The organism is Desulfolutivibrio sp. (genome assembly GCF_036584575.1).
Lineage (GTDB): Bacteria > Desulfobacterota > Desulfovibrionia > Desulfovibrionales > Desulfovibrionaceae > Desulfolutivibrio.
The window spans coordinates 1-22,829 of sequence record NZ_JAZHDB010000088.1; the positions used below are offsets into that span (position 1 = coordinate 1).

General features: G+C 63.1%; 21 protein-coding genes. 12 read left to right on the plus strand and 9 right to left on the minus strand.

Annotated elements, in window-relative coordinates; genetic code table 11:
• From V3572_RS06795 to nifH, 7 genes are all read right to left on the minus strand, one after another.
• A partial coding sequence (locus V3572_RS06795; RefSeq protein WP_332110229.1) for a tetratricopeptide repeat protein occupies positions 1–1,080 on the minus strand: 1,080 nt, incomplete at its 3' end.
• A gap of 228 nt (positions 1,081–1,308) precedes the next feature.
• Positions 1,309–1,614, minus strand: a complete 306-nt coding sequence (locus tag V3572_RS06800; protein ID WP_332110230.1) for a (2Fe-2S) ferredoxin domain-containing protein — start codon at positions 1,612–1,614, stop codon at positions 1,309–1,311.
• Positions 1,615–1,682: 68 nt separating this feature from the next.
• On the minus strand, positions 1,683–3,068 hold the full coding sequence (gene nifK / locus V3572_RS06805; protein WP_332110231.1) for a nitrogenase molybdenum-iron protein subunit beta: 1,386 nt from the start codon (positions 3,066–3,068) through the stop codon (positions 1,683–1,685).
• A gap of 33 nt (positions 3,069–3,101) precedes the next feature.
• The gene (gene nifD, locus V3572_RS06810) at positions 3,102–4,724 is read right to left on the minus strand and encodes a nitrogenase molybdenum-iron protein alpha chain (RefSeq protein WP_332110232.1); all 1,623 of its coding nucleotides are present in this window, start codon (positions 4,722–4,724) and stop codon (positions 3,102–3,104) included.
• A 66-nt stretch (positions 4,725–4,790) separates the two neighbouring features.
• Positions 4,791–5,165, minus strand: a complete 375-nt coding sequence (locus tag V3572_RS06815) for a P-II family nitrogen regulator (protein ID WP_332110233.1) — start codon at positions 5,163–5,165, stop codon at positions 4,791–4,793.
• Between the two features lie 10 nt (positions 5,166–5,175).
• Positions 5,176–5,505: a P-II family nitrogen regulator gene (locus tag V3572_RS06820; RefSeq protein WP_163302648.1), complete on the minus strand. Its 330-nt coding sequence runs from the start codon at positions 5,503–5,505 to the stop codon at positions 5,176–5,178.
• A gap of 307 nt (positions 5,506–5,812) precedes the next feature.
• The gene (gene nifH / locus V3572_RS06825; protein WP_332110234.1) at positions 5,813–6,637 is read right to left on the minus strand and encodes a nitrogenase iron protein; all 825 of its coding nucleotides are present in this window, start codon (positions 6,635–6,637) and stop codon (positions 5,813–5,815) included.
• A gap of 475 nt (positions 6,638–7,112) precedes the next feature.
• Between nifH and ftsH the strand changes: the two genes are divergently transcribed.
• Genes ftsH through eutC form a run of 6 tightly spaced genes read left to right on the plus strand, consistent with a single transcriptional unit; the run spans position 7,113 to position 14,149 of the window.
• Positions 7,113–9,116, plus strand: a complete 2,004-nt coding sequence (gene ftsH / locus V3572_RS06830) for an ATP-dependent zinc metalloprotease FtsH (protein WP_332110235.1) — start codon at positions 7,113–7,115, stop codon at positions 9,114–9,116.
• Positions 9,117–9,135: 19 nt separating this feature from the next.
• Entirely contained in the window at positions 9,136–10,191 is a 1,056-nt protein-coding gene (gene folP, locus V3572_RS06835; protein ID WP_332110236.1) for a dihydropteroate synthase, read from the plus strand.
• The gene (gene cdaA / locus V3572_RS06840; RefSeq protein WP_332110237.1) at positions 10,188–10,961 is read left to right on the plus strand and encodes a diadenylate cyclase CdaA; all 774 of its coding nucleotides are present in this window, start codon (positions 10,188–10,190) and stop codon (positions 10,959–10,961) included. The genes folP and cdaA overlap by 4 nt, the downstream gene beginning before the upstream one ends.
• Positions 10,958–11,848, plus strand: a complete 891-nt coding sequence (locus V3572_RS06845; RefSeq protein WP_332110238.1) for a CdaR family protein — start codon at positions 10,958–10,960, stop codon at positions 11,846–11,848. The genes cdaA and V3572_RS06845 overlap by 4 nt, the downstream gene beginning before the upstream one ends.
• 17 nt (positions 11,849–11,865) lie before the next feature.
• The gene (locus tag V3572_RS06850; RefSeq protein WP_332110239.1) at positions 11,866–13,248 is read left to right on the plus strand and encodes an ethanolamine ammonia-lyase subunit EutB; all 1,383 of its coding nucleotides are present in this window, start codon (positions 11,866–11,868) and stop codon (positions 13,246–13,248) included.
• The gene (eutC, locus tag V3572_RS06855) at positions 13,235–14,149 is read left to right on the plus strand and encodes an ethanolamine ammonia-lyase subunit EutC (RefSeq protein WP_332110240.1); all 915 of its coding nucleotides are present in this window, start codon (positions 13,235–13,237) and stop codon (positions 14,147–14,149) included. The genes V3572_RS06850 and eutC overlap by 14 nt, the downstream gene beginning before the upstream one ends.
• Before the next feature lie 176 nt (positions 14,150–14,325).
• Here eutC and fliM read toward each other — a convergent pair whose 3' ends face one another.
• Positions 14,326–15,306, minus strand: coding sequence for a flagellar motor switch protein FliM (fliM, locus tag V3572_RS06860; protein ID WP_332110241.1), 981 nt, complete (start codon positions 15,304–15,306; stop codon positions 14,326–14,328).
• A gap of 168 nt (positions 15,307–15,474) precedes the next feature.
• Positions 15,475–16,056 (minus strand): hypothetical protein, encoded by a 582-nt coding sequence (locus V3572_RS06865; protein ID WP_332110242.1) that lies wholly within the window; start codon positions 16,054–16,056, stop codon positions 15,475–15,477.
• 508 nt (positions 16,057–16,564) lie between these two features.
• On the opposite strand from V3572_RS06865, the gene ald reads away from it, so the two are divergent.
• The 6 genes from ald to V3572_RS06895 all read left to right on the plus strand — a co-directional run bounded on the left by ald (position 16,565) and on the right by V3572_RS06895 (position 22,771).
• The gene (gene ald / locus V3572_RS06870) at positions 16,565–17,677 is read left to right on the plus strand and encodes an alanine dehydrogenase (protein WP_332110243.1); all 1,113 of its coding nucleotides are present in this window, start codon (positions 16,565–16,567) and stop codon (positions 17,675–17,677) included.
• A gap of 208 nt (positions 17,678–17,885) precedes the next feature.
• Positions 17,886–19,055 (plus strand): ABC transporter substrate-binding protein, encoded by a 1,170-nt coding sequence (locus V3572_RS06875; RefSeq protein ID WP_332110244.1) that lies wholly within the window; start codon positions 17,886–17,888, stop codon positions 19,053–19,055.
• 83 nt (positions 19,056–19,138) lie between these two features.
• On the plus strand, positions 19,139–20,062 hold the full coding sequence (locus V3572_RS06880) for a branched-chain amino acid ABC transporter permease (protein ID WP_332110245.1): 924 nt from the start codon (positions 19,139–19,141) through the stop codon (positions 20,060–20,062).
• 18 nt (positions 20,063–20,080) lie between these two features.
• Positions 20,081–21,097, plus strand: a complete 1,017-nt coding sequence (locus V3572_RS06885; protein ID WP_332110246.1) for a branched-chain amino acid ABC transporter permease — start codon at positions 20,081–20,083, stop codon at positions 21,095–21,097.
• A gap of 5 nt (positions 21,098–21,102) precedes the next feature.
• Entirely contained in the window at positions 21,103–21,870 is a 768-nt protein-coding gene (locus V3572_RS06890; protein ID WP_332110247.1) for an ABC transporter ATP-binding protein, read from the plus strand.
• 172 nt (positions 21,871–22,042) lie between these two features.
• Entirely contained in the window at positions 22,043–22,771 is a 729-nt protein-coding gene (locus V3572_RS06895; protein ID WP_332110248.1) for an ABC transporter ATP-binding protein, read from the plus strand.
• The last annotated feature ends 58 nt before the right edge of the window (positions 22,772–22,829 follow it).

A 22,829-nucleotide genomic window follows, 5' to 3' on the forward strand; every position in this document is an offset into this window, starting at 1 on the left:
TCGCCGTTTTTCAGGTTCAGGCGTCAGGTCCGGGGCGGCCAGTTCGGCAAGGGCACTTCCCAAGTTGTTGTAGGATGCAGAGCTGTCAGGAGCAAGGGAGATTGTTTTTGAATAGGCCTCTATTGCCTCGTTTAGGAGTTTGAATTTTTCTGTATTTTTGGCGTTGTCAGCAAGCATGTGTTTCACGTATCCGATCCCAAAATACGCTTGTGCCGCATTTGGATCTATACGCGACGCCTCTTCCCATGCCTTGAGAGCGGCAGAATAATCCCCCTTCTCCTGCGCGAGAAGTGCTTCTCCAGCAAACTTGCTGTACGTATCCTCATCTTGCTCGGAGGCAATCTTTGCGGCGCGTCGAGATGAAGGGCTTGAGGCGGCACTCGGATTTGTTTGTGTCACAAGAAGAGATGATAATTTTTCTTTCTCAACTTTTAGATCATCAAGGAGTTGTTTTGCGCTATGAATAGCAGTTTGTGTTTCTTCGAGTAATATTGTAGCCGTCTTTGTAGCGATCCGTGTTTCATCGAGCTGGATTTTTGCATCGCGTGTGGCTATTTTTAATTCTCCAAAAAGGATGTTGGCATTTTCTGTGACTTGTTGAATGTCATGGTACTTATTTTGTGCTTTTTCGTGTATGTCAACTACCTTTGCAAGGCTTTCTGATGCAATTCTTTCTGATTTTCTTATTTTCCTCATCAACAGTCTGTAGGTAATTGGAATTGATGCTGCGGCAATAGTGGCTATTATAGAAATAAATGCTAACCACAAGTCAAAGTACTTAATTTTGTTCTCAACCAACTCCTTCGCGTTCTGCGTCTCCTTCTCCGCCTCCTGCTTCACACCACTTTCAAATTCCCGAAGCCGCTTCTCCATCTCCTTCTGATCCCGCTCACGGAGCCCCAGATACTCCCGCTCTTTCCGCTCCAATTCATCCAGCCGCCACTGCAATTTATCCAACTTCGCTGCCGTTTCCGTATCCGTCGCAACAGGCGGCTTCTGCGCGGCGACAACCCCCGCATCCCAGCCCCACAGCCCGAGCATCCCCGCCGCAAGCGCGATACAAAAAAACAGTCGCCGCATGTTCGCCTGTCCTTTTCGGGGGAAGCGGACCCCGATAGCCGTTCGTATGTCGCAATCAAAATACGCGGCAGCACATGCCGCGTCAACGAACCTCCCGCGGCGGTTTCGGGGTAGTTCAATACTGCCTCTTGCCGGGGCGCGAGTCCGGCAACCAAAAAAAGCCGCCCCGTTGGCGCGGCGTTCCAACGGGGCGGGGTTGGGCAATGGCCCAATTGCGGAGGGGTGTCGTTAGGTGAACAGACGCTCTTCGGCGGCCTCGCCGCCCTCCAGCGCGTCCAGGATCTCATCCACGGCGTCCTCGCTGTCGATGCCCTTGTACCAATAGTTTTCGGGCATCACGATGACCACCGGGCCGTCCTCACACTGCTTCATGCAGCCGGTGCTGACCACCCGGGCGTCGATGTCCCGGTCCAGCACCCCTTCTTCCATGTAGCCCAGAAGCGAATGCGAACCCTTCTTGTGGCAGATGCCCTTGGGTTCGCCTTTCATCCGGAAGCTGGCGCAGCACAAAATGAGATGTTTCGGCTTCTCCATGCGTGGCGTTCTCCATCTCGCGACAAGCGCGAAAAGGGGAGGGGGCCTCCCCCCTCCCCGGTTGGTCGTTACATTTGCAGTTCGAACTTCGTCTCGGGGCAGTCGCGATCCATGCGGTCCATGATGGCCCCGGTGATCTTTTCGATCATCCGCAGGGCGCCCTTGTAGCCCACCGTGGGGAAGTACTGGTGCCCCATGCGGTCCAGGATCGGGAAGCCGTGGCGGATCAGCGGAATGTCCTCATCCCGTGAGATGTATTTCAGGTAGGTGTTGCCGATCAAAAGGTCCACGGACTCCGTTTTGATCCACTGGTGCAAGAGGTACATGTCCGCCTGCTCGCCGTTTTTGAACTTGCAGGGATAGGGCACGTCCGCAAGCAGGGCATTCATGCGCTCCTCGAAGAGCTTGCCGCCGGTGCCCGTCACCACATAGGCCGGGATCATGCCCAGGGTCAGGAGCATCTCCACCATGGGCAGGAGCTGGTCGGGGTCGCCGGCCAGGGCCACCTTCTTGCCGTGCAGGTACTGGATGTAGTCGGAGATGGCGTCCACCACCTGGCCGCGCTCGAAATCCACGGCCGTGGGAACCGCGACCCCGGCCATCTTGCGCAGGGCGTCCACGAAGCGGTCGGTGGCCTGGAGGCCGATGGGCAGGTCGAGGATCTTGCCCGGCACCTTGAATTCGGCGTCCAGGTAGTTCACCGCCTCGGCCGTGGCCCAGCGCCCAAGGCCGATGGAGCCCGTGGCGTCGCCCATGGTGGCCACCTCTTCGGGGGTGGTTCCGTAGTTGGGGAACATCTCGTAGGTTCCGGTCAGGGGGCCGTTGACCACGCCGTCGGTGTCCGGGACCATGACGATCTCGACGCCCAGCATGCCGCACAGGCGGCGAATCTCGGCCATGTCCGAGGGTTCGCAGAACCCGGGGATGATGTTCACCTTGCCGTTTGGCGCGCCGGTCTTTTTGGCGAAGCCCTTGAGGATGCCCTTGACCATGTTGGCGTAGCCCGTGACATGGGTGCCGACGTAGCTCGGGGTGTTGCAGTAGATGACGTGTTTGCCTTCGGGCACCTTGCCGTCGTCCATGGCCTTGCGTGAGATCTGGCGCAAGTCGTCGCCGATGGTCTCGGACAGGCAGGTGGTGTGCACGGCGATGACGTCGGGCTCATACAGGGTGAAGATGTTCTCGATGGCCTGGAGCAGGTTGGACTGGCCGCCGAAGACCGAGGAGCCTTCGGTAAACGAGCTTGTGCCGGCCACGATGGGTTCTTTGTAGTGGCGGGTCAGGGTGGAGCGGTGGTAGGCGCAGCACCCCTGCGACCCGTGGCTGTGCGGCATGCAGCTGCGTACGCCCAGGGCGGCGTACATGGCCCCGATGGGCTGGCAGGTCTTGGCCGGATTGATGGTGAGCGCCGAACGCTCCTTGATCTCCGGGGTGGTGTGTCTGAGAAGGGCCATAATGTCTCCCTCGTACGATCGGGGTTATGGGTATTAACCGGCCACGTAGGCGGCTTCGAGTTCGGGGCCGTTGTCGTTCCAGGGGGCCTTGATCAGGCTCCAGACCTTGGTGTTCACCAGACGGTCGATCTCGTGGTACCAGTTGACGGCGCCGACGAATCCGGCATAGGGGCCGCCCATGTCGTAGTTGTGCAACTGCTTGAGCGGCACGCCCATCTTCTGGATGATGTACTTTTCCTTGATGCCCGCGCAGAAGATGTCCGGCTTCATAAGCTCGATGATCCGGTGCGTCTCGTACTGGTTGATGTCGTCGATGATCAGGGCTTCCTTCTTCATCTCGCCGATCATGCCCTCGTAGACCTTGAAGCGCACGTCCTTGTCTTCCAGGGCCTTCATCTGTTCCGGGGTCTTGCGGGGATTGTAGCGCACCGGATCGGGCTCGATCTCAAGCTCTTCGATGTTGCGCGAATCGGCGTCCACCTTGATGGTGGGCAGCACGTGGCGGCCTTCGTAGTCGTCGCGGTGGGCGAACTCGTATCCGGCGGCCAGGGTCTCCATGCCGATCTCGCGGAACAGATCCTGATAGTGGTGGGCTCGGGAGCCGCCCACGAAGAGCATGGCCGTCTTGCCCGTGGTGCGGGGCAGGACTTCGGCCGCTGCGGCTTTCACCGCAGGCATCTCCTCGGCGATGACCTGCTCCACCCGGGCCATGAGCTCGGGGTCTTCGAAGTAGGCCGCGATGCGCCGAAGCGACTTGGCCGTGGCCTCAGCCCCGATGAAGTTGATCTTCATCCAGGGGATGCCGAACTTGGTCTCCATCATCTCGGCCACGTAGTTGAGCGAACGGTGGCACATGACGGTGTTCAAGTCGGCGTGGTGGGCCTGGCGGAACTGGGTGATGGTGGAGTTGCCCGAGAAGGTGGCCAGAAGGGTGATGCCGCACTTCTCGAAGATGCGCTCGATCTCGAAGGCGTCGCCGCCGATGTTGTATTCGCCAAGCAGGTTGATCTTGTACTTGCCTTCGACCGGGGTATCGTCCGTGCCGATGACGTGCCGAAAGATCTGGTTGTTGGCGATGTGGTGCCCGGCGGACTGGGAGACGCCCTTGTAGCCCTCGCAGGAGTTGGCGAACACGGTGATGCCCAGTTCCTCCTGCATCTGGCGGGCCACGGCGTGGATGTCGTCGCCGATGAGCCCCACGGGACAGGTGGCGAAAACCGAAATGCTCTTGGGCTTGAAGTTGTCGTAGGCCTCCTTAATGGCCGCGCGCAGCTTCTTTTCGCCGCCGAACACGATGTCGTTTTCGGTCATGTCCGTGGAGAGGCAGTAGGGGATGTAGTTGTCGCCATCCTCGCCCGCGTCGGTCTGGTTGCGGCGGGTGAGCCAGGAATAGTATCCGCAGCCGATGGGGCCGTGGGTCAGGTTGACGATGTCCCGGGTGGGCCCCAGAACCACGCCCTTGCAGCCGGCGTAGGTGCAGCCGCGCTGGGTGAGGATGCCGGGGATGGTGCGGACGTTGGCCTGGATGACGGGAATGGCCTCGCCGGACTCGGCCCCTGGGACGATGGCCTTGTCGCGCTTGCGGGCGACCTTGGTGGGCATCTTGTCCAAGAGCTCTTTTTTCAGCTCTTCCAGGTTTTTGGGAGTCGTGCTCATCTTCATAACCTCGTTGGTCTGTATTTCCTTATCCGGTCTGGCCGTGGGCGATGGCGGCGCGGCGCATCAGGAAACGGCGGCCTCGCCAGCCTCGCCCGTGCGCACCCGAACCGAATCGCCGATGGGCATGATCATGATCTTGCCGTCGCCGGCCCGGCCGGACTTGTTCACGCCGATGATGGTGTCCACGACCTTTTGCACGTCGGCGTCGGGAACCACCACGGTGACCATGCGTTTGGGGTACAGGCGGCCCTTGGTTCCGAGAAGGGCGATGGCCTCCTCGTTGCCCTCGGCCGCGCCTTTGAGGACTTCCTGATTGATCAGGCCGCGTCCCCGTCCCAGGCACTCCAGGGCCACGAAGGCCGGCAGGCCTGCATCGGCCAGGGCCTTTTTGGTCTGGTTCATCTTGTTCATGCGGATGATCGCCATGACTTCCTTCATGACCGTCTCCTTAGGATTCCTTCGTGCCGGAAGATATGGTGTACATCTCCTCCACGGGGCTGACGAAGATCTTGCCGTCGCCGAAGGAGCCCTGCTTGCCGGTGCGGGCGCTCTCCATGATGGTCTTGATCACGTAGTCCTTGTCGTCGTCCTTCACCACGCAGATGAGCATGACTTTGGGGATCTCGTCGTAGTGGATCTCCCCGATCTTTATGCCGCGCTGCTTGCCGCGCCCGGCCACGTTGAACTTGGTCACGGCCGGGAATCCGGCGTCCATGAGGGCGGAAAGGACGTCGTCGATTTTCTCGGGGCGCACGATGGCTCTCACCATGGTCAGCATGTGATGTCTCCTTGTCGGTTTCCGTTGCGGCCCTGTGGGGGCCGTGTCCCGCGCGGCATTTTGTGAATTTTGCCGCAAGCCTGGTCGCGCGGGGCCGAAAAAAAGCTCCGGCCATCTTCGTTTCCATCATAAATGTGGTCGAAATTCCCGCCGCGCTTTTCGCCCCTGCGCCGCAGTCGGCAACAAAGGGGCGTCTCCCCTGGTGGGCTGTCGCGGGGAGCGGGCCTCTCGCCGCGCCCCCCGCCACGATCACGAGGGAGGTCAATCCGCGATTTCAAATAACGCCGCTGTCTGGAATCAGGCGTCCCTAGTTGGCGATGCCGAAATCGATGAGCATCTTTTCCAGCTTGTTGATTTCCAGGGGTTTGGGGATGACGAACATCTCGTTCTGGTCGATCTTTTTGGCCAGGGCCCGGTATTCGTCGGCCTGGGGATGGGTCGGATCGTAGTCGATGACCGTCTTGCGATGGATCTCGGCCTTCTGCACCATGTTGTCGCGGGGCATAAAGTGGATCATCTGGGTGCCCAGCTGGCGGCACAGCTCCTCGATCATCTCTTTCTCGTTGTCCACCTTGCGGCTGTTGCAGATGATGCCGCCCAGGCGCACGCCGCCGGTGTCGGCGTATTTCACGATACCCTTGCAGATGTTGTTGGCGGCGTACATGGCCATCATCTCGCCGGAACAGACGATGTAGATTTCCTCGGCCTTGCCGTCGCGGATGGGCATGGCGAAACCACCGCACACCACGTCGCCCAGGACGTCGTAGAAGGCGTAATCGAGCTTTTTGTCCGCTTCGTAGGCCCCGAGTTGTTCGAGCATGTTGATGGAGGTGATGATGCCCCGGCCCGCACAGCCGACGCCGGGCTCGGGACCGCCGGATTCGGTGCACATGATGCCGCCGAAGCCTTCCTTGAGGATGTCGTCGAGCTCCACGTCCTCGCCTTCCTCGCGAAGGGAGTCGAGGACCGACTTTTGGGCCAACCCGTGCAGGAGCAGGCGGGTGGAGTCGGCCTTGGGGTCGCAACCCACAACCATGATCTTTTTGCCCATCTCGGCCAGTCCGGCCACCGTGTTCTGTGTGGTGGTGGATTTGCCGATGCCGCCCTTTCCGTAAATCGCTATCTTGCGCATTGGAGTACCTCCCGTCGCGGTGTGAGTGATGCGCTTTAGGGGCAAGAGGCGTGCCAATGCCGGTTTTTTTTGTGAAATGTTTAAATAACAGGATGTTGATCGAAGTTTGGGCCAGGTTCCGACAGGCCTGAGGCCAGGGAGCGGCTACAATTCTGTAGGGCTTGTGCCGACAAAAATGTAGGATTTATGCCCGGTGCGGAGTGGGGTCGACACGGAAAGCAGGTCTTTGGAGGGCGTGGCGGGGTAGGAATGCGCCCCTTTCTGCGAAAAAACCGAGGAAGGCGGTTGCCGAACCGGCGTTGCGGAGTTATTTCCCGTACGATGCCCTGGTGTCGCGACGGCGGACAGGGGGCCAGGGCCTGGTTTTTGCGCGTGGACAGACCCGTCCAGCCCATGATACGCTGAAAAATGCTCTACGCGGCATCCGTATTCCGCACCCAACCCCGGATCATGAAATCCCCTGGAGGATCACGGTTTGAATAGTTTCGCGAAAAACATCATGCTTTGGGCGGCCATCTCCCTGGTCATGGTCGTCCTGTTCAATCTTTTCAACCAGCCCCAGTCGCCCAGCGCCAAGTTCTCCTATTCCGAGTTCGTTCAGAAGGTGACGGCCGGTGAGGTGGTTTCTGTAAAGATTCAGGGCCGCAAGATCAGCGGCGTGACCTCCGACGGCAGCAAGTTCATGACCTACACCCCCGAGGATCCGGGCATGGTGGGCATGCTCATGCAGAACAAGGTGCAGGTCATGGCCGAACCCGATGAGGAATCGCCCTGGTACATGACGCTGCTCATTTCCTGGTTCCCCATGCTGCTTCTGGTCGGGGTGTGGATCTTTTTCATGCGACAGATGCAAAACGGCAGCGGGAGGGCCATGTCCTTTGGGCGTTCCCGGGCCCGGATGATCTCCCAGGAGTCGACCAAGATCACCTTCGACGACGTGGCCGGGGTGGACGAGGCCAAGGAAGAGTTGTCCGAGGTGGTGCAGTTTCTGTCCGATCCCAAACGGTTCACCCGCCTGGGCGGGCGCATCCCCAAGGGCGTGCTCCTGGTGGGCTCTCCGGGCACGGGCAAGACGCTTCTGGCCCGGGCCGTGGCCGGTGAGGCCGGGGTGCCGTTTTTCTCCATTTCCGGTTCCGACTTTGTGGAGATGTTTGTGGGCGTGGGCGCGGCCCGGGTGCGCGACCTGTTCCTGCAGGGCAAAAAAAGCGCCCCCTGTCTTATCTTCATCGATGAAATCGACGCCGTGGGCCGCCAGCGCGGGGCAGGCCTGGGCGGCGGGCACGACGAGCGCGAACAGACCTTGAACCAGCTTTTGGTGGAGATGGACGGCTTCGAGTCCAACGAGGGGGTCATCCTCATCGCCGCCACCAACCGCCCGGACGTCCTGGACCCGGCCCTGTTGCGCCCGGGACGTTTCGACCGCCAGGTGGTGGTGCCCACCCCGGACGTGCGCGGCAGAAAGCGCATCCTTGAGGTCCACACCCGCAAGACCCCGCTCAATTCCGGCGTGGATCTGGAGGTCCTGGCCCGGGGGACGCCGGGCTTTTCCGGCGCGGACCTGGAGAACCTGGTCAACGAGGCCGCGCTTCAGGCCGCCAAGGTGGGCAAGGACCACGTGGCCATGGAGGATTTCGAGCACGCCAAGGACAAGGTGCTCATGGGCAAGGAGCGTAGAAGCCTCATCCTCTCCGACGAGGAGAAACGGACCACGGCCTATCACGAGGCCGGCCACGCCCTGGTGGCCCGGGTGCTGCCCGGAACCGACCCCATCCACAAGGTGTCCATCATCCCGCGCGGCATGGCCCTGGGCGTCACCATGCAATTGCCCACGGACGACCGCCACAATTATTCCAAGGATCACCTGGACAAGACCCTGTGCGTGCTCATGGGCGGCCGGGTGGCCGAGGAGCTGGTGCTCAACCAGCTCACCACCGGGGCCGGCAACGACATCGAACGGGCCACCAACATGGCCCGCAAGATGGTGTGCAAGTGGGGCATGAGCAAGGAGCTCGGGCCCCTGTCCTACGGCGAACGCGACGACGAGATCTTTTTGGGCAAGGACTTGGTGCATCACAAAAACTTCAGCGACGAGACCTCCCGGCGCATCGACGCCGAGGTCAGAAAGATCGTGGAGGACGCCTACAATCGCGCCCAGACCATCTTGACGGAAAACCAGGATATGCTGCACGCCATCGCGGCGGCCCTGCTCGAACGCGAGACCATCTCCGGGGCGGACATCGACCTGCTCATGCGCGGCGAACCCCTGCCGCCCCAGGACAATCCGGCCCCCAAAAACGGCCAGTCCGGTTCGGCCGCCGGTCAGCCCGGGAAGCCCGCTTCGAGCGCCGATGCGCCCCAGGCCGCGGCCGCTGCCGCTGCCAATGCCGGTTCCGAGACGGAGGAATTCTCCCTGGAACCGGGGGACGAGGCCACAGGCGGCGCCGGGGACGATGCTGCAAAACCCCGCGATCCCTCGTGAGGCCGCCCCTGGCTTTGCCATGATGGCCGCTGGCCCGTCCGGCCCGGCCTCCAGGCATCCCGGGGCTCCCGCCCAGAGCAGCCCTGAAACGGCGGCGGCCGACACATCGGCCGCCGTCTCACGCTTTGGCCCAGGCCCCGTGTGGCGCGTGGGCGGCCCGCAGGGGCGCGCCCTTGCGCCTGACCCGTTTTTGGTGGCGGGCATCGTAAACGTCACCCCGGACTCCTTCTTCGACGGCGGGGCCCACGACACCGGCGAGGCCGCCCTGGCCCACGGCGTGCAGTTGGCCCGGGACGGCGCGGACATGGTGGACGTGGGCGGCGAGTCCACCCGGCCCGGGAGCGATCCCGTTCCCGAGGCGGTGGAACTGGCCCGGGTGGTTCCGGTGGTCCGCGAACTGGTCCGGGCCGTCGCGGACCCGTCCTTTGCCGTCAGCCCGGCCTGGAACGCGGCCATCCTGCCGCCCCCGGCCGCCCGGCCCCTGGTGTCCGTGGACACCACCCGGGCCGCCTGCGCCGCCGCCTGCCTCGACGCCGGGGCGGCGATCATAAACGACGTGTCGGCGTGTTCCGCAGACCCCGGACTGATGGACGTTTTGGTCCAGTACCGGCCGGGATACGTGCTCATGCACAGCCAGGGCTCACCCAAGACCATGCAGGCGGCCCCGGCCTACGACGACGTGGTGGACGAGGTGCTGGCCTTTTTCGAGCGCGGGCTGACCCGCCTGGTCGCCGCCGGGCTTCCCGAGGAGCATGTGGCCCTGGACCCGGGCATCGGTTTCGGCAAACTGGCCACGCACAATCTGGAGCTTTTGCGCGGCCTGCCGCGTATGGCCGCCCTGGGGCGGCCGGTCTATCTGGGGCTTTCCAACAAGTCCCTTTTTCAGGGGCTTTTCGGGCTGGACGTGGCGGCGCGCGGCCCGGCGACCATGACCGCCACGGCGCTGTGCGGGGTGCGGGGAGCGCATGTCCACCGGGTGCATGACGTGACGGCGGCCCGGCAGGGCCTGGCCCTGGCCCGGGAGCTTTTTTTTCACCGCGCCTGCGCCGACGGGGCCGGAAGGGGTGCGCCGTGAACTTTCTCCAGTGGTGGGAAAACCTGCATTTCACATGGCGGGAGCTTCTCGACATCGCCATCGTGACCTTTATCTTCTACCGGGGCATGTTGCTGGTCAAAGGCACCCGGGCCGTGTCCATCGTCCACGGCTTTTTGCTGATCATCATCATCTATTACGTCTCCGGCGAATTTGGCCTGAACACCCTGCACTGGCTTCTCACCAATTTCCTGGGCTCCATCTTCCTGGTGGTCATCATCCTGTTCCAGGCCGACATCCGGCGCGCCCTGTCCACCATGGGCACGGGGCTTTTTTGGAAACGGACCCGGCGCTCCGAGGTGGCCGAGACCCTGGTGCGCGAGGTGGTGCTGGCGGTCTTTCGCATGGCCAAGTCCAGGACCGGGGCGCTCATCGTCATCGAGCGGGACATCCTCCTGGGCGACGTGGTCCAGCGGGGGGTGGAGCTGTCGGCCACGGTCAGCAAGGAGCTTTTGCTCTCCATATTTTATCCCGGCACCCCCCTGCATGACGGGGCCGTGGTCATCAGCCGCGACCGCATCGCCGCCGCCGGGTGCATCCTTCCCCTGGCGGCTGCGGCGGGGCTCGATTCGGACTACGGCACCCGGCACCGGGCGGCCCTGGGCATCACCGAGGAGTCCGACTCCCTGGCCGTGGTGGTGTCCGAGGAACGCGGGGTGGTGTCTTTGGCCGAAAACGGCGAGATCGTGTCCTGCGTGGACGAAGCGGCCCTCAAGGAAAAGTTGTGGGACGTGTGGGGACGGCGGATATGAAATCCAACTGGCAGCAGCTCCTTTTGGCCTTCGTGTTGGCCGTCTTTTGCTGGTACCTGGTCACGGGGCGGGAGAAGGTGGACAGCTGGGTGCCCATGAAGGTGGAGATGGCCGGCATGCCCGACGGGCTGTTCATCCGGGGCGGCATGCTCGGCTCCGTGGAGGTGCTGGTTCGCGGCCCGCGCGGCATGGTGCGCAAGATTGAGGAGAGCCAACTGGTCTATCCCCTGAACTTAAGCGACATCACCCCGGGCAAGAACGTGGTCGGGCTGGACCCGGCCAGCATCCCCATCTCCAAGGTCTTCGACGTGGTGGAGATCCGCCCCTCGCGCATCGAACTCGACGTGGAGCGCCGCGTGTCCCGGGATATCCCGATCAAGCCCGTGCTCGGTTCGCCGGTGCCCGAGGGCCATGTCCTGGCCGGAACCCGGGTGCGGCCCGAGACCGCCCGGGTGACCGGGGCGGAAAAGGTCGTCGCCGCCATTGAGGACATCCGCACCAACCCCCTGACCTTTGGCCCCGCCAGCGGGGCCATGGTCGAGGAACGGGTCGGCCTGGACATCCCCGAGGGCCTGGAGGCCTCGCCGCTTTCGGCCATGGTCACCCTGCATTTCGCCCCGCGCCTGGGCGAGGCCACGGTGCGGGTGCCGGTGCGGGCCTTCCCTCCGGAGCGGGTGGAGATCGGCCAAAAAACCGTGACGTTGCGCATCAAGGGACCGGTGCAGCTTTTAAACGACAAGGGATTCGAGGATCTGGTGGAGGCCCGGGTGGACGTCAAGCCCGGCGCCGAGGTGGGCCGCCACGACATGCCCTATCAGGTCAAGATGCCCCAGGGGTGCGAGCTTCTGGAGGCCCGCCCGGACAAGGTTTCCGTGACCGTGAAATAGGCAGGGCGAGGTTTCGCATGAGGACATGCACCGTTGGCGGGGTGAGCTACCGTTTTCCGGATCTGGCCGGGCTTCTGGCCAAGGCCACGCCGCATCGGTCGGGTGACGCCCTGGCCGGCCTTGCCGCCGAAACCGAGGCCGAGCGTGTGGCCGCCCGGTTCGTCCTGGCCGACACGCCGCTTTCCGACTTCCTGGAACATCCGCTGATTCCCCCCGAGATCGACGAGGTCACCCGGCTGATCCTTGAGACCCACGACCGGGCCGCGTTTTCCCCGGTTTCGGCCATGAGCGTGGGGCAGTTTCGGGACTGGCTGTTGTCCGAGGCCGCCGACGGCGCGTCCCTGTCAGCCCTGGCCCCGGGGCTGACCCCGGAGATGGCCGCAGCCGTGTCCAAGATCATGCGCAACCAGGATCTGATCCTGGTGGCCGCGAAAATCCACAACGTGACCGCCTTTCGCACCACCATCGGCCTGCCCGGCCGGATAGCCACCCGTCTCCAGCCCAACCACCCCACGGACGACCCCACCGGAATCCTGGCCTCGGCCATCGACGGCCTGGCCCTGGGCAGCGGCGACGCCTGCATCGGCATCAATCCCGCCACGGACAGCCCGGCCAACATATTGCGCCTCTTGCACATGCTCGACGAATTGCGTCAGCGCTACGCCATCCCCGCCCAGAGCTGCGTGCTGACCCATGTCACGACCACCCTGGAACTGGTGCGCCAGGGCGCCCCGGTGGATCTGGTCTTCCAATCCATCGGCGGCACCGAGGCCGTCAACAGCAGTTTCGGGGTGAACCTGGCCCTCCTGGCCGAGGCCCGGGACGCGGCCCTGTCGCTTCATCGGGGGACCGTTGGCCAAAACGTCATGTATTTCGAAACCGGCCAGGGGTCGGCCCTGTCCGCCGGCGCCCATCACGGCGTGGACCAGCAGACCCTGGAGGCCCGGGCCTACGCCGTGGCCAGGGCGTTTTCGCCCCTTTTGGTGAACACCGTGGTGGGGTTCATCGGGCCGGAATATCTCTACGACGGCAGGCAGATCATCCGGGCCGGGCTTGAGGACGTCTTTTGCGGCAAACTCTTGGGCCTGCCCATGGGGGCGGACGTGTGCTACACCAATCACGCCGAGGCCGACCAGGACGATATGGACGTGCTGTTGACCCTGCTTGGCGTGGCCGGGTGCGCCTTCGTCATCGGCGTGCCTGGGGCCGACGACATCATGCTCAATTACCAGAGCACCTCGTTCCATGATGCCCTGTACCTGCGCCGAGTGCTGGGACTTTCGCCCGCGCCGGAGTTTGCGGCCTGGCTTGCGGCCATGGGCCTTTTCGACGACCGGGGGCGGCCCCGGGGCGTCGGTCCCGGACACCCTTTGCTGGAGTTGCCCCATGATCTGCGCTGATTCGCCCGGAGGCGTCCCGTCCGCCGAAAGCGCCTCGAAGATCACCGCCCCTGCGCCCGAAACCGCCGGACAGGGTGCGTCGGCCGGGACGCCTGGCGAACGCCTGGACCTGACCCGGTTCACAGTCGCCCGGGTGGCCGTGGGTTTGACCGGGGTGAGCCTGCCGACCGCCGCGCACCTGGCCTTTTTGGCCGACCATGCCATGGCCCGGGACGCGGTGCATCTGCCCGTGGACGTGCCCAGGCTGTTGCGCGAGCTTGCCGAGGCGGGGCTGCCGTCCTTGTCGCTTCGCAGCCGGGCCGGGGATCGCCGGGAATACCTGCTTCGGCCGGATCTGGGGCGCAGGCTGGACAACGAGTCGGCGGCCATGGTGACGCGCGCCGCCCGCGAGGGGGCGCTTGCCGGGTCGGAACCTCCCGATCTGGCCCTGGCGGTGGCCGACGGGCTGTCCGCCCCGGCGGTGATGCGACAGGCCGTGCCGTTTTTGCGGGAATTTTTGCCGCGCTGCCGCAGCCGGGGCCTGTCCCTGGCCATGGGAAGCTACGTCAGCCTTGGCCGGGTGGCCGTGGCCGATGAGATTGGCGAGCTGTGCCGGGCCCGGGCCACGGTCATCCTCATCGGCGAACGCCCGGGGCTGACCTCTCCGGACAGCCTGGGCGTCTACCTGACGTTCGGCCCCAAGGTGGGCAATACCGACGAGCGGCGCAACTGCATCTCCAACGTCCGGCCCGAGGGGCTGCCCCACGCCGAGGCCGCCGCCACCCTGGACCATCTGCTCGCTCTGGCCCTGACCCGGGAGTTGACCGGGGTCATGCTCAAGGACGACCGCCCCCTGGCCGTGGGGAACGCCGCCGCGATCGGTCCGGCCGGGAAGGGGAACCGGGGGGATGGGGTGTCGTAAGGCGTGCGGCCATGCGACCCAAAAAAAGCCGGGATCACTCCCGGCCGATGCTGCCGTCTCCGTCCCGATCCGCATGCCAGGCCGACTGGCGCGCCATGCGGAGGCCCAAAGCCGCGCGGCCAAGAACCGGCATGGAATGTTGCCGGGCGAAGCCCCGCCGCCGGAGGCGTTCCCTGCTATTCGTAGCGGATCTCTTCTTCCTTGATGATCTGGAAGGCCTTGTTGGACTTGACCTGGCCCGGGATGCCCTGGAACTTGCGCACGCCCTGGACATCGGCCGCCAAAAGGTCGTCCTCGTCGTTGCTGAGCATCAAAATGTCCCCGGGCTTTAAACTCAAAAGCTGGCGGCCGGTGATCTGGGTCTCCCCGAAGCGGATGATCATCTCCACCGGCGTCTCCATGAGCCGCTCCTTGAAGCGCGATATCCAGGCGTGGTCCACCTCCAGGCGCTCGGTCTGGAACGAGGCGTAGAGCTTGGAGCGGATGGGCTCGATGGTGGCGTAGGGCAGGCAGACGATGAGCGACCCGATGGCGTTTTCCAACTCCACCTCGAAAGTCACCACCACCACCACGTCGCTTGGCGGCACGATGGCCGCAAACTGGGGGTTGACCTCCGAGCGCACCAGTTCGATATGCACCTCGTGCACCGGCGCCCAGGACTCCTCCATGTTCTCCAGGGCGATGCGCACCACCTTGCCGATGATGGCCTGTTCGATGGGCGTGAAATCCCGGCCCTCGATCTTGGGCTGGCTGCCGGCGCCGCCGAAAAAGCTCTCCACCATGGCGAACACCAGCCTGGAGTCCACCACCAGGATGGCGTTGCCGCGCAACGGATCGAGCTTGAAGATGTTGATGGAGGTGGGCACGGGCAGGGAACGCATGAAGTCCCCGAATTTGGACATGTCGATGGAGATGGGATTGACGTCGGCCCGCTTGCGCATGGCGTTGGCCAGGGCGTTGGAGGCCAAGCGGGCGAAGCGGTCGTTGATGATCTCAAGGACCGGCATACGGCCCCGGATGATGCGATCCTGGTTGGACAGGTCGAAGACCACCACCCCGGTGTCGTCCTCCAGGATGTCCGACTCGGCCTCGATTTCGCCCCCGGAGAGACCGCGCAACAGCGCATCGACCTCGTCCTGGTCCAGTATCTTGCTCATGGTCCGCTGTCCTTCGCTGTCATGATCCGTCCCTCTTCCGCCACGCCGCGTCGTGGACCGGGCCTTGCGGCAGGGGCCCGGGCGATCTGCGAAACGCTACCTTTGGCGAAAAAAAAAGTCCACCCGCATGGCTGCGGCCGGACTTTTTCGTAACCGGCCAAAGCCGGGTCAAAACGTGATATTGAGGCCCAGGTTTCCGCCCAGGGCGCTCAGGCCGTTTTTATCGAAGGTGCCGATGTGCTGGTAGCGTCCGGCCAGCTTGATGTTGAAGCCTTCGGTCAGCTTGACGGTCGCGCCCAGTTCGGCCTGCTCGGTGACGCTGTACTGCATGCCCCGGTAGGGCACCTTGCGGTCGGCCCACAGTCCGCCTGCCCCGGCCCCCACGAAAAAGGAGGCCTGGTCCGTGGCGGCCATGTGCCAGCGGGCCATAAGGCTGCCCCCAAATGCCGTGGCGGCGTCTTTTTTGGCGGCCATTCCGGCGGTGGTGGCGTCGATTTTCTGCTGGTCGATGTAATATCCCAGGCCTTCGGCCTCAAGGGACAGGTTGTCCACGATGAAATAGCCCAGGGCGCCGCCGTAGGTGGCGATCACCTCCACATGGTCGTCGAAGGTGCCGTAGACGCCCCCCCGGGGTTCGAAATAGGCCGTGCCGGATTTGAACTCCTGGGCCGCCACATAGGCGACGGACATGCTCAGGACAAGACCGATGACCGCCAAGAAAAGCAGTGTTTTGCGAAGACGCCGTTCCATCTCTCCCCCCCTCCTTGCATGAGCTACGAGCCGTGGCATGATTTGATATGCGCCGATTCGGCTATGCAAAATAAATACCAGGTATGCGTTTGTTGCGAGTATTTCGTATTATGCTGTAGTTACAGATGTTTTTTAGGGATGACGGCCGAAGGCAGGGCGTTTGGTCGGGGAGGGGATGGAAAAAACGGCCAATTGGTTAAGAAAGTGAAAGATGCCCGGGGGCTGTGGAACAAGGCGGGTCGGGTTCCGAGCGCACCAAGCCGGACCAGGGGAGACCATGGTGGGAGACGGCGGCGCGGATAATTTCATGTGTCGAGACTGGGACATGATTCCAAAAGTCCCTCCGGACGGGGATTCCCGGCCTTCTGCGGCCTCCTTTTGGGTTGTCTTTCCCGTGGGGTTGTCATAAAAGTCCGACACCCCGTGAATGACAGTGGTGGTTTTCGAAAAACGTCGCGGCGGCGTGCTCCGATCAATCCTAATTATTTAATACGCCTTGGAGAAGATGATGATTATTGGAATTCCTAAAGAAATCAAGACGTTGGAAAGCCGGGTATCCATGACCCCGGGTGCGGTGGAAACCTTGATCCGGCGCGGACACACCGTGTTGGTGGAGTCCGGCGCGGGCAAGGGCAGCGGGCTTCCCGACGAACAGTATGCGGCCGCCGGGGCCAAGCTGACCGACGCCGCCGGAGCCTGGGGCGCGGACATGGTCATCAAGGTCAAGGAACCCATTGCGGCGGAATACCAGTATCTGCGCAAGGGCCTGCTTCTTTTCACCTATCTGCATCTGGCCGCGGACAAGCCCCTGACCGAGGTGCTGCTTACGTCCGGGACCATCGGCATCGCCTATGAGACCGTGCAGCTGCCCGGCGGCGGACTGCCGCTGCTTCTGCCCATGAGCGAAGTGGCCGGGCGCATGGCCCCCCAGGTGGGAGCGCATCACCTGGAGAAATCCGAAGGCGGCCGGGGACTTCTTTTGGGCGGCGTGCCCGGCGTGCCCCAGGCCTCGGTGGTCATCCTGGGCGCGGGCGTGGTGGGCACCAACGCGGCCAAGATCGCCATGGGCATGGGCGCCCAGGTCACCGTGCTCGACGTCAACCATTCCCGCCTGCAGTATCTCGACGATATCTACCAGGGCCGCATCGTCACCGTGTCCTCGAATGAGCCCAACATCCGCAAGGCCGTGACCTACGCCGACCTTTTGATCGGCGCGGTGCTCATCACCGGGGCCAAGGCCCCCCGCCTGGTGACCCGGGACATGATCGGGACCATGAAGGAAGGCTCGGTCATCGTGGACGTGGCCGTGGACCAGGGCGGTTGCGTGGAGACCATCAAGGCCACCACCCATGCCGCCCCCACCTATCTGGTGGACGGCGTGGTGCATTACGGCGTGGCCAACATGCCGGGCGCGGTGCCGCGCACCTCCACCTACGCCCTGTGCAACCAGACCCTGCCCTACGCCATGAAGCTGGCCCAGAAGGGCGTGGAGGCCCTGCATGAGGACCGCTCCCTGGCCCTGGGCCTGAACACCTACCTGGGCGAACTGACCTACGGGGCCGTGGGCGAGGCCTTCGGCATGCCCTCGACCACGGTGGAGAAGGTTCTGGGCCTGGCCTAGACAGCACGAACGCCGTCCGGGCATGGAGGGAGGCGTCTTCCCCCAGGCCCGGTCGGCAGACGCCAGAACCACGAAAAGGCGGCTTGAATTTTACAAAATTGTTTTTTATGCCGAACGAGGGATTTCCTTCCAAGGGAAGTTAGGGTATAGGCTGGTCTCGGTGCGGAGTTGTTAACTCTTTGAAATGAAGCGAGAACAGGAGGTTTGCATGAAAAAGTCCCTGCTTGGCGCCCTGGCGCTGGTCCTTCTGACGGCATTGCCCGCGTTTGCCGCCGACAGCCTCAAGCTCGGGTTCAACATCCCGATGACCGGCGACATTCCGGATGTGGGCGAATCGTCCAAAAATTCGGCCGAGATGCTCAAGAAAAAGATCAATGACGCCGGCGGCATCGACGTCGGCGGCAAGAAGTACACCCTGGAGTTCGTGTACGAGGACAACGAGTCCAAGGCCGAGTCGGCCCTGTCCGCCGCCCGCAAGCTCATCACCCAGGACAAGGTTCTGGGCATCATCGGACCCCAGTCCAGCAAGCAGGCCGTTCCCGCTGGCGAGGCGTCCAACGAGCTGAAGGCCCCCATGATCTCCCCCTGGTCCACCAACCCCAACACCACCAAGGGCCGTCCCTTCGTCTTCCGGGGTTGCTTCCTGGACACCTTCCAGGGCCCCGTGGCCGCCAAGTTCGCCACCGAGGAATTCGGCGCGAAAAAGGCCGCCGTGCTCTACGACATCGCCAGCGACTATCCCAAGGGCCTGGCCGAGGATTTCAAGGCCGCCTTCGAGAAGATCAACGGCCCCGGCTCCGTGGTGGCCTTTGAGACCTTCACCACCAAGGACGTGGATTTCTCCGCCCAGCTGACCAACATCGCCAAGTCCGGCGCCGACGTGCTGTTCACCCCGCAGTATTATAATGAAGTGCCGCTGATCGTGAAGCAGGCCAAGTCCATGGGCTTCAACAAGCCGGTTCTGGGCAGCGACTCCTGGGGCAGCGGCGACCTGATGGGCCTGTGCGGCGACGACTGCAAGGGCCTGTTCTTCGTCACCCACTACGCCGCCGCCGGCGCCAAGGGCAAGACCAAGGAATTCATCGACGAGTACACCAAGCTCTACAACAAGACCCCCGACGACGTGGCCGCGCTGACCTGGGACTCCATCAACCTGATGCTCGACGGCGTCAAGCGCATGGGCCCCATCACCGGCGACATGGAGAAGGACCGCGACGCCCTGCGCAAGGCCATGACCTCCACCAAGGACTTCGACGGCATCACCGGCCAGATGTCCTTTAATCCCGAGGGCGATCACGACCCGGTCAAGTGCGCCGTGGTGGTCAAGATCGACGACGCAGGCAAGTTCGGCTTCTACAAGTCGGTTTGCCCGAACTAACTCACCATGTCATTGTTCCGGCCCGGGAATCCGCTTCCCGGGCCGGGGCGTGACGTTTATCACATCGCCGGGGGGGCAGGCCGTTGCTTCAATCGTTTATCCAAAATATCTTCAATGCCCTGCAGTGGGGGAGCTTTTATTCCCTCATCGCCCTGGGCTACTGTCTCGTCTACGGCGTGCTGCTCCTTATCAACTTCGCCCACGGCGACATCTTCATGGTCGGGGCGTACATCGCCTTTTACGTGTGCATGCTCTTTCTGGGAAAGTTCGGGATCATCCCCGGCATGCCCGGCTGGCTGGTCCTGGCCCTGGCCGTGCCGCTGACCATGATGCTCACCGCCGTGGTGGGCGTCACCCTTGAGCGGGTGGCCTACCGGCCGCTTCGCCGCAAGGGCGTCAACCGGCTCTACGTGGTCATCACGGCGCTTATGTGCGGGCTTATCCTGGAGCACGCCAACTTGGCGCTCCTGGGCGCCAGCCGCCGCAGCTTTCCCACGCTCATTCCCACGACGGTCTACAACATCGCCGGGGTCAACATCACCAACGTCAAGATGGGCGTCATCCTGGTGGCCATCCTGGCCTTCTTCTTCCTGCGCTTCGTGGTGGTCAAGACCAAGATCGGCATGGCCATGCGGGCCATCTCCTACGACCGCTTCGCCGTGCCGCTCATGGGCATCCCCGCCGACAGCGTCATCGTCTTCACCTTCGTTTTGGGCTCCGGGTTCGCCGGGCTGGCCGGGCTTTTGTTCGCCGTGACCTATCCGGTGCTCGACCCCTACATGGGGGCGCTTATCGGCTGGAAGGCGTTTATTGCGGCAGTGGTGGGCGGTATCGGCTCCATTCGGGGGGCCTTTGCCGGAGGCTTTCTTCTGGGGTTCGTGGAGATCATGGTGGTGGCCTTTTTCCCCTCCACCCTGCGTGACCTCATCGCGTTCACCATTTTGCTCCTCATTTTGTCGGTCAAGCCCACCGGACTCTTCGGCGTGGCGCGACGGACCAAGATTTAGCCTTTTGGCCGGGTAACGATGAAACAGTATACCATTCCCGCGCTCCTCGCCCTGCTGCTGGCGGTTCTCGTGTTCGTGTCCATGACCGGGGCCATGAACGTCTATTGGCAGTCGGTCCTCATGTTCATGGGCATCAACATCATCCTGTCGTCGAGCCTAAACATCATCAACGGCAACATGGGCGAGTTCTCCTGCGGCCACGCCGGGTTCATGGCCGTGGGGGCCTACGTGTCCTCGGTGCTGTCCGTTTTGCTCTTCGCCGAAGGTTCCGTATTCGGCGAGGCCCTTTTGCCCCCGCACCTGGCCGTGTTCCTGTTCCCCTTCGTCCTGGTCGCGGGCGGGGTGGCCGCCTCGTTGGTGGGCCTTCTGGTCGCCGTGCCGTCGTTTCGCACCCGGGGCGACTATCTGGCCATCATCACCATCGCCGCCGCCTACATCGTCAAAAGCACCATCGAGAACATCAACGCCATCGGCGGGGCCAGAGGATTCATGGGCATGAGCAAGGTCATCGCCGCCATGAACACCACGGCGGAGCTGCCCTGGATGATCATCTGGGTCTTTTTGGGCACGGTGTTCTCCATCTGGCTCATCCGGCGCTTCATCTTCTCCACCCTGGGCAACGGGGTCAACGCCGTGTGCCAGGACGAGATCGCGGCCGAGATCATGAGCGTGAACACCAACCAGGTGAAGATGACCGCGTTTATGGTCTCCTGCGGACTGGCGGGCATCGCCGGGGCGCTGTTCGCCCACGTTTTGGGCTATGTGAACCCGGGATCGTTCACCATCCTCAAATCCACCGAGGTCATGGTCATGGTCTATCTGGGGGGCATGGGGTCGCTGTCGGGCTCGGTGCTCTCGGCCATCCTGATCACCCTGCTCATGGAGGCGCTTCGGCCCTTGCAGATCATCAAGTGGATCGTCATCCCGCTTCTTTTGGTGCTTCTCATGCAGTTTCGTCCCGAGGGAATCATGGGCAACCGCGAGTTGGCCGACATCTTCCCGCGGCTTAAAAAATTCTACAGACTGAAGGGGTAGGGCTCGTGGCGCTTTTGGAAGTCAAGGACATGACCCAGTACTTCGGCGGCCTGTGCGCGGTCACCGATTTCAGCGTCACCTTTGCGGGCGGCGAACTCATGGGGCTTATCGGCCCCAACGGCGCGGGAAAGACCACGGTCTTCAACCTGATCAGCGGATTCTACCAGCCTTCCTGCGGCGACATCGTCTTCAAGGGCACAAACACCCGGGGGCTTAAACCCCACAAGGTCACGGGCCTGGGCATCGCCCGGACCTTCCAGAACATCCGGCTGTGGTTCGACATGTCCGTTTTGGACAACATCCTGGTGTCCCAGTATTACCATCTGGGCTACAGCCTCTGGGACTGCTTTTTGCGCTCCAAACGGTACCTGGACCGGGAGGCCCAGATGCGCGCCTGGGGCATGGAGATCCTCGAAGCCCTGGATCTGGCCCAGTTCGCCGATGAGCTGCCGGGCAACCTGCCCTACGGCATCCAGCGCCGGGTGGAGATCGCCCGGGCCCTGTCCACCAAGCCCGATTTGCTCATGCTCGACGAGCCAGCCGCCGGACTCAACTCCTCCGACGTGGAGGGCTTAATCAAGCTTATCGCCTGGATTCACAAGGAATTCAAACTGTCCATCTGGATGATCGAGCACCAGATGGACGTGGTCATGAGCCTATGCACCTGGATCAAGGTCATCGACTTCGGGGCCACCATCGCCGAGGGCACGCCCAAGGAGATTCGGGAGAATCCCGTGGTCATCAAGGCCTACCTGGGGGACGACGCCATCTAGCGTCGCGTGTCATGAGGTTGGCCGCGACATCTCGTCGTGCGCCAGAGGCGGACGCCGCACGCGGCCGGGATCGCCGGTCCCGGACAGGCGGCTGCCGGGCCGGGATGAGAGCCTCCACCACTTAGCCGGAAAACGCGCCGCACAGCCAGACGGCGCGCCACGGGACCACAGCATGCTTCTTTCCGTCGAGAATCTGCACGTCAAATACGGCAACATCGAGGCCCTGCACGGCATCACCTTTCATGTGAACCGGGGTGAGATCGTCACGCTCATCGGGGCCAACGGCGCGGGCAAGACCACCACGCTTCTGACCATCATGCGCCTGCCGCCCCCTGAGGCCCCCAAGGTCACCCAGGGCGACATCCGCTACGACGGCCAAAGCCTGCTTTCCGTTGAAACCCACGACGTGGTGCGCAAGCTGCACATGGACCTGGCCCCCGAAGGCCGTCGCATCTTCGGCAACCTCACGGTCATGGAAAACCTGAACCTGGCCACCTATGCCCGCACGGACAGCCCCGAAGCCAGGGCCAAGGATCTGGACCGGGTGCTCACCCTGTTCCCGCGCCTGTCCGAACGCCGCAAACAGCGCAGCGAGTCCCTGTCCGGCGGCGAACAGCAGATGTTGGCCGTGGGCCGGGCGCTCATGACCGGCTGCGACTTCATCCTGCTCGACGAGCCGTCCATGGGGCTGGCGCCGCTGCTCATGTACGAGATGTTTCGTACCCTCAAAAAGCTCAACGAAGAGGGCATGACCATCCTTTTGGTCGAACAAAACGCCAAGGTGGCCCTGGATTTCGCCCACCGGGGCTATGTCCTCGATACCGGCGAGATCGTGGCCCAGGGCTCTTCCGAGGAACTGCGCCATGACCCCATGGTCAAAAAGGCCTACCTGGGCGGCTAGGAAGGAGTCGGGGCTGCCGCCCCGAACCCCGCCCGGGGGAAATCATTTCCCCCGGACC

Excerpts from the sequence above, each read along its gene's own strand:
- V3572_RS06815 (WP_332110233.1), bottom strand. The coding sequence starts at position 5,165 with ATGAAGGAAGTCATGGCGATCATCCGCATGAACAAGATGAACCAGACC.
- nifH (WP_332110234.1), bottom strand. The coding sequence starts at position 6,637 with ATGCGCAAGATAGCGATTTACGGAAAGGGCGGCATCGGCAAATCCACC.
- V3572_RS06845 (WP_332110238.1), top strand. The coding sequence starts at position 10,958 with ATGAAATCCAACTGGCAGCAGCTCCTTTTGGCCTTCGTGTTGGCCGTC.
- fliM (WP_332110241.1), bottom strand. The coding sequence starts at position 15,306 with ATGAGCAAGATACTGGACCAGGACGAGGTCGATGCGCTGTTGCGCGGT.
- V3572_RS06885 (WP_332110246.1), top strand. The coding sequence starts at position 20,081 with ATGAAACAGTATACCATTCCCGCGCTCCTCGCCCTGCTGCTGGCGGTT.
- eutC (WP_332110240.1), top strand. The coding sequence starts at position 13,235 with ATGATCTGCGCTGATTCGCCCGGAGGCGTCCCGTCCGCCGAAAGCGCC.
- V3572_RS06875 (WP_332110244.1), top strand. The coding sequence starts at position 17,886 with ATGAAAAAGTCCCTGCTTGGCGCCCTGGCGCTGGTCCTTCTGACGGCA.
- V3572_RS06865 (WP_332110242.1), bottom strand. The coding sequence starts at position 16,056 with ATGGAACGGCGTCTTCGCAAAACACTGCTTTTCTTGGCGGTCATCGGT.
- V3572_RS06850 (WP_332110239.1), top strand. The coding sequence starts at position 11,866 with ATGAGGACATGCACCGTTGGCGGGGTGAGCTACCGTTTTCCGGATCTG.
- nifK (WP_332110231.1), bottom strand. The coding sequence starts at position 3,068 with ATGGCCCTTCTCAGACACACCACCCCGGAGATCAAGGAGCGTTCGGCG.
- V3572_RS06895 (WP_332110248.1), top strand. The coding sequence starts at position 22,043 with ATGCTTCTTTCCGTCGAGAATCTGCACGTCAAATACGGCAACATCGAG.
- V3572_RS06820 (WP_163302648.1), bottom strand. The coding sequence starts at position 5,505 with ATGCTGACCATGGTGAGAGCCATCGTGCGCCCCGAGAAAATCGACGAC.
- folP (WP_332110236.1), top strand. The coding sequence starts at position 9,136 with ATGATGGCCGCTGGCCCGTCCGGCCCGGCCTCCAGGCATCCCGGGGCT.
- V3572_RS06800 (WP_332110230.1), bottom strand. The coding sequence starts at position 1,614 with ATGGAGAAGCCGAAACATCTCATTTTGTGCTGCGCCAGCTTCCGGATG.
- ald (WP_332110243.1), top strand. The coding sequence starts at position 16,565 with ATGATTATTGGAATTCCTAAAGAAATCAAGACGTTGGAAAGCCGGGTA.
- nifD (WP_332110232.1), bottom strand. The coding sequence starts at position 4,724 with ATGAGCACGACTCCCAAAAACCTGGAAGAGCTGAAAAAAGAGCTCTTG.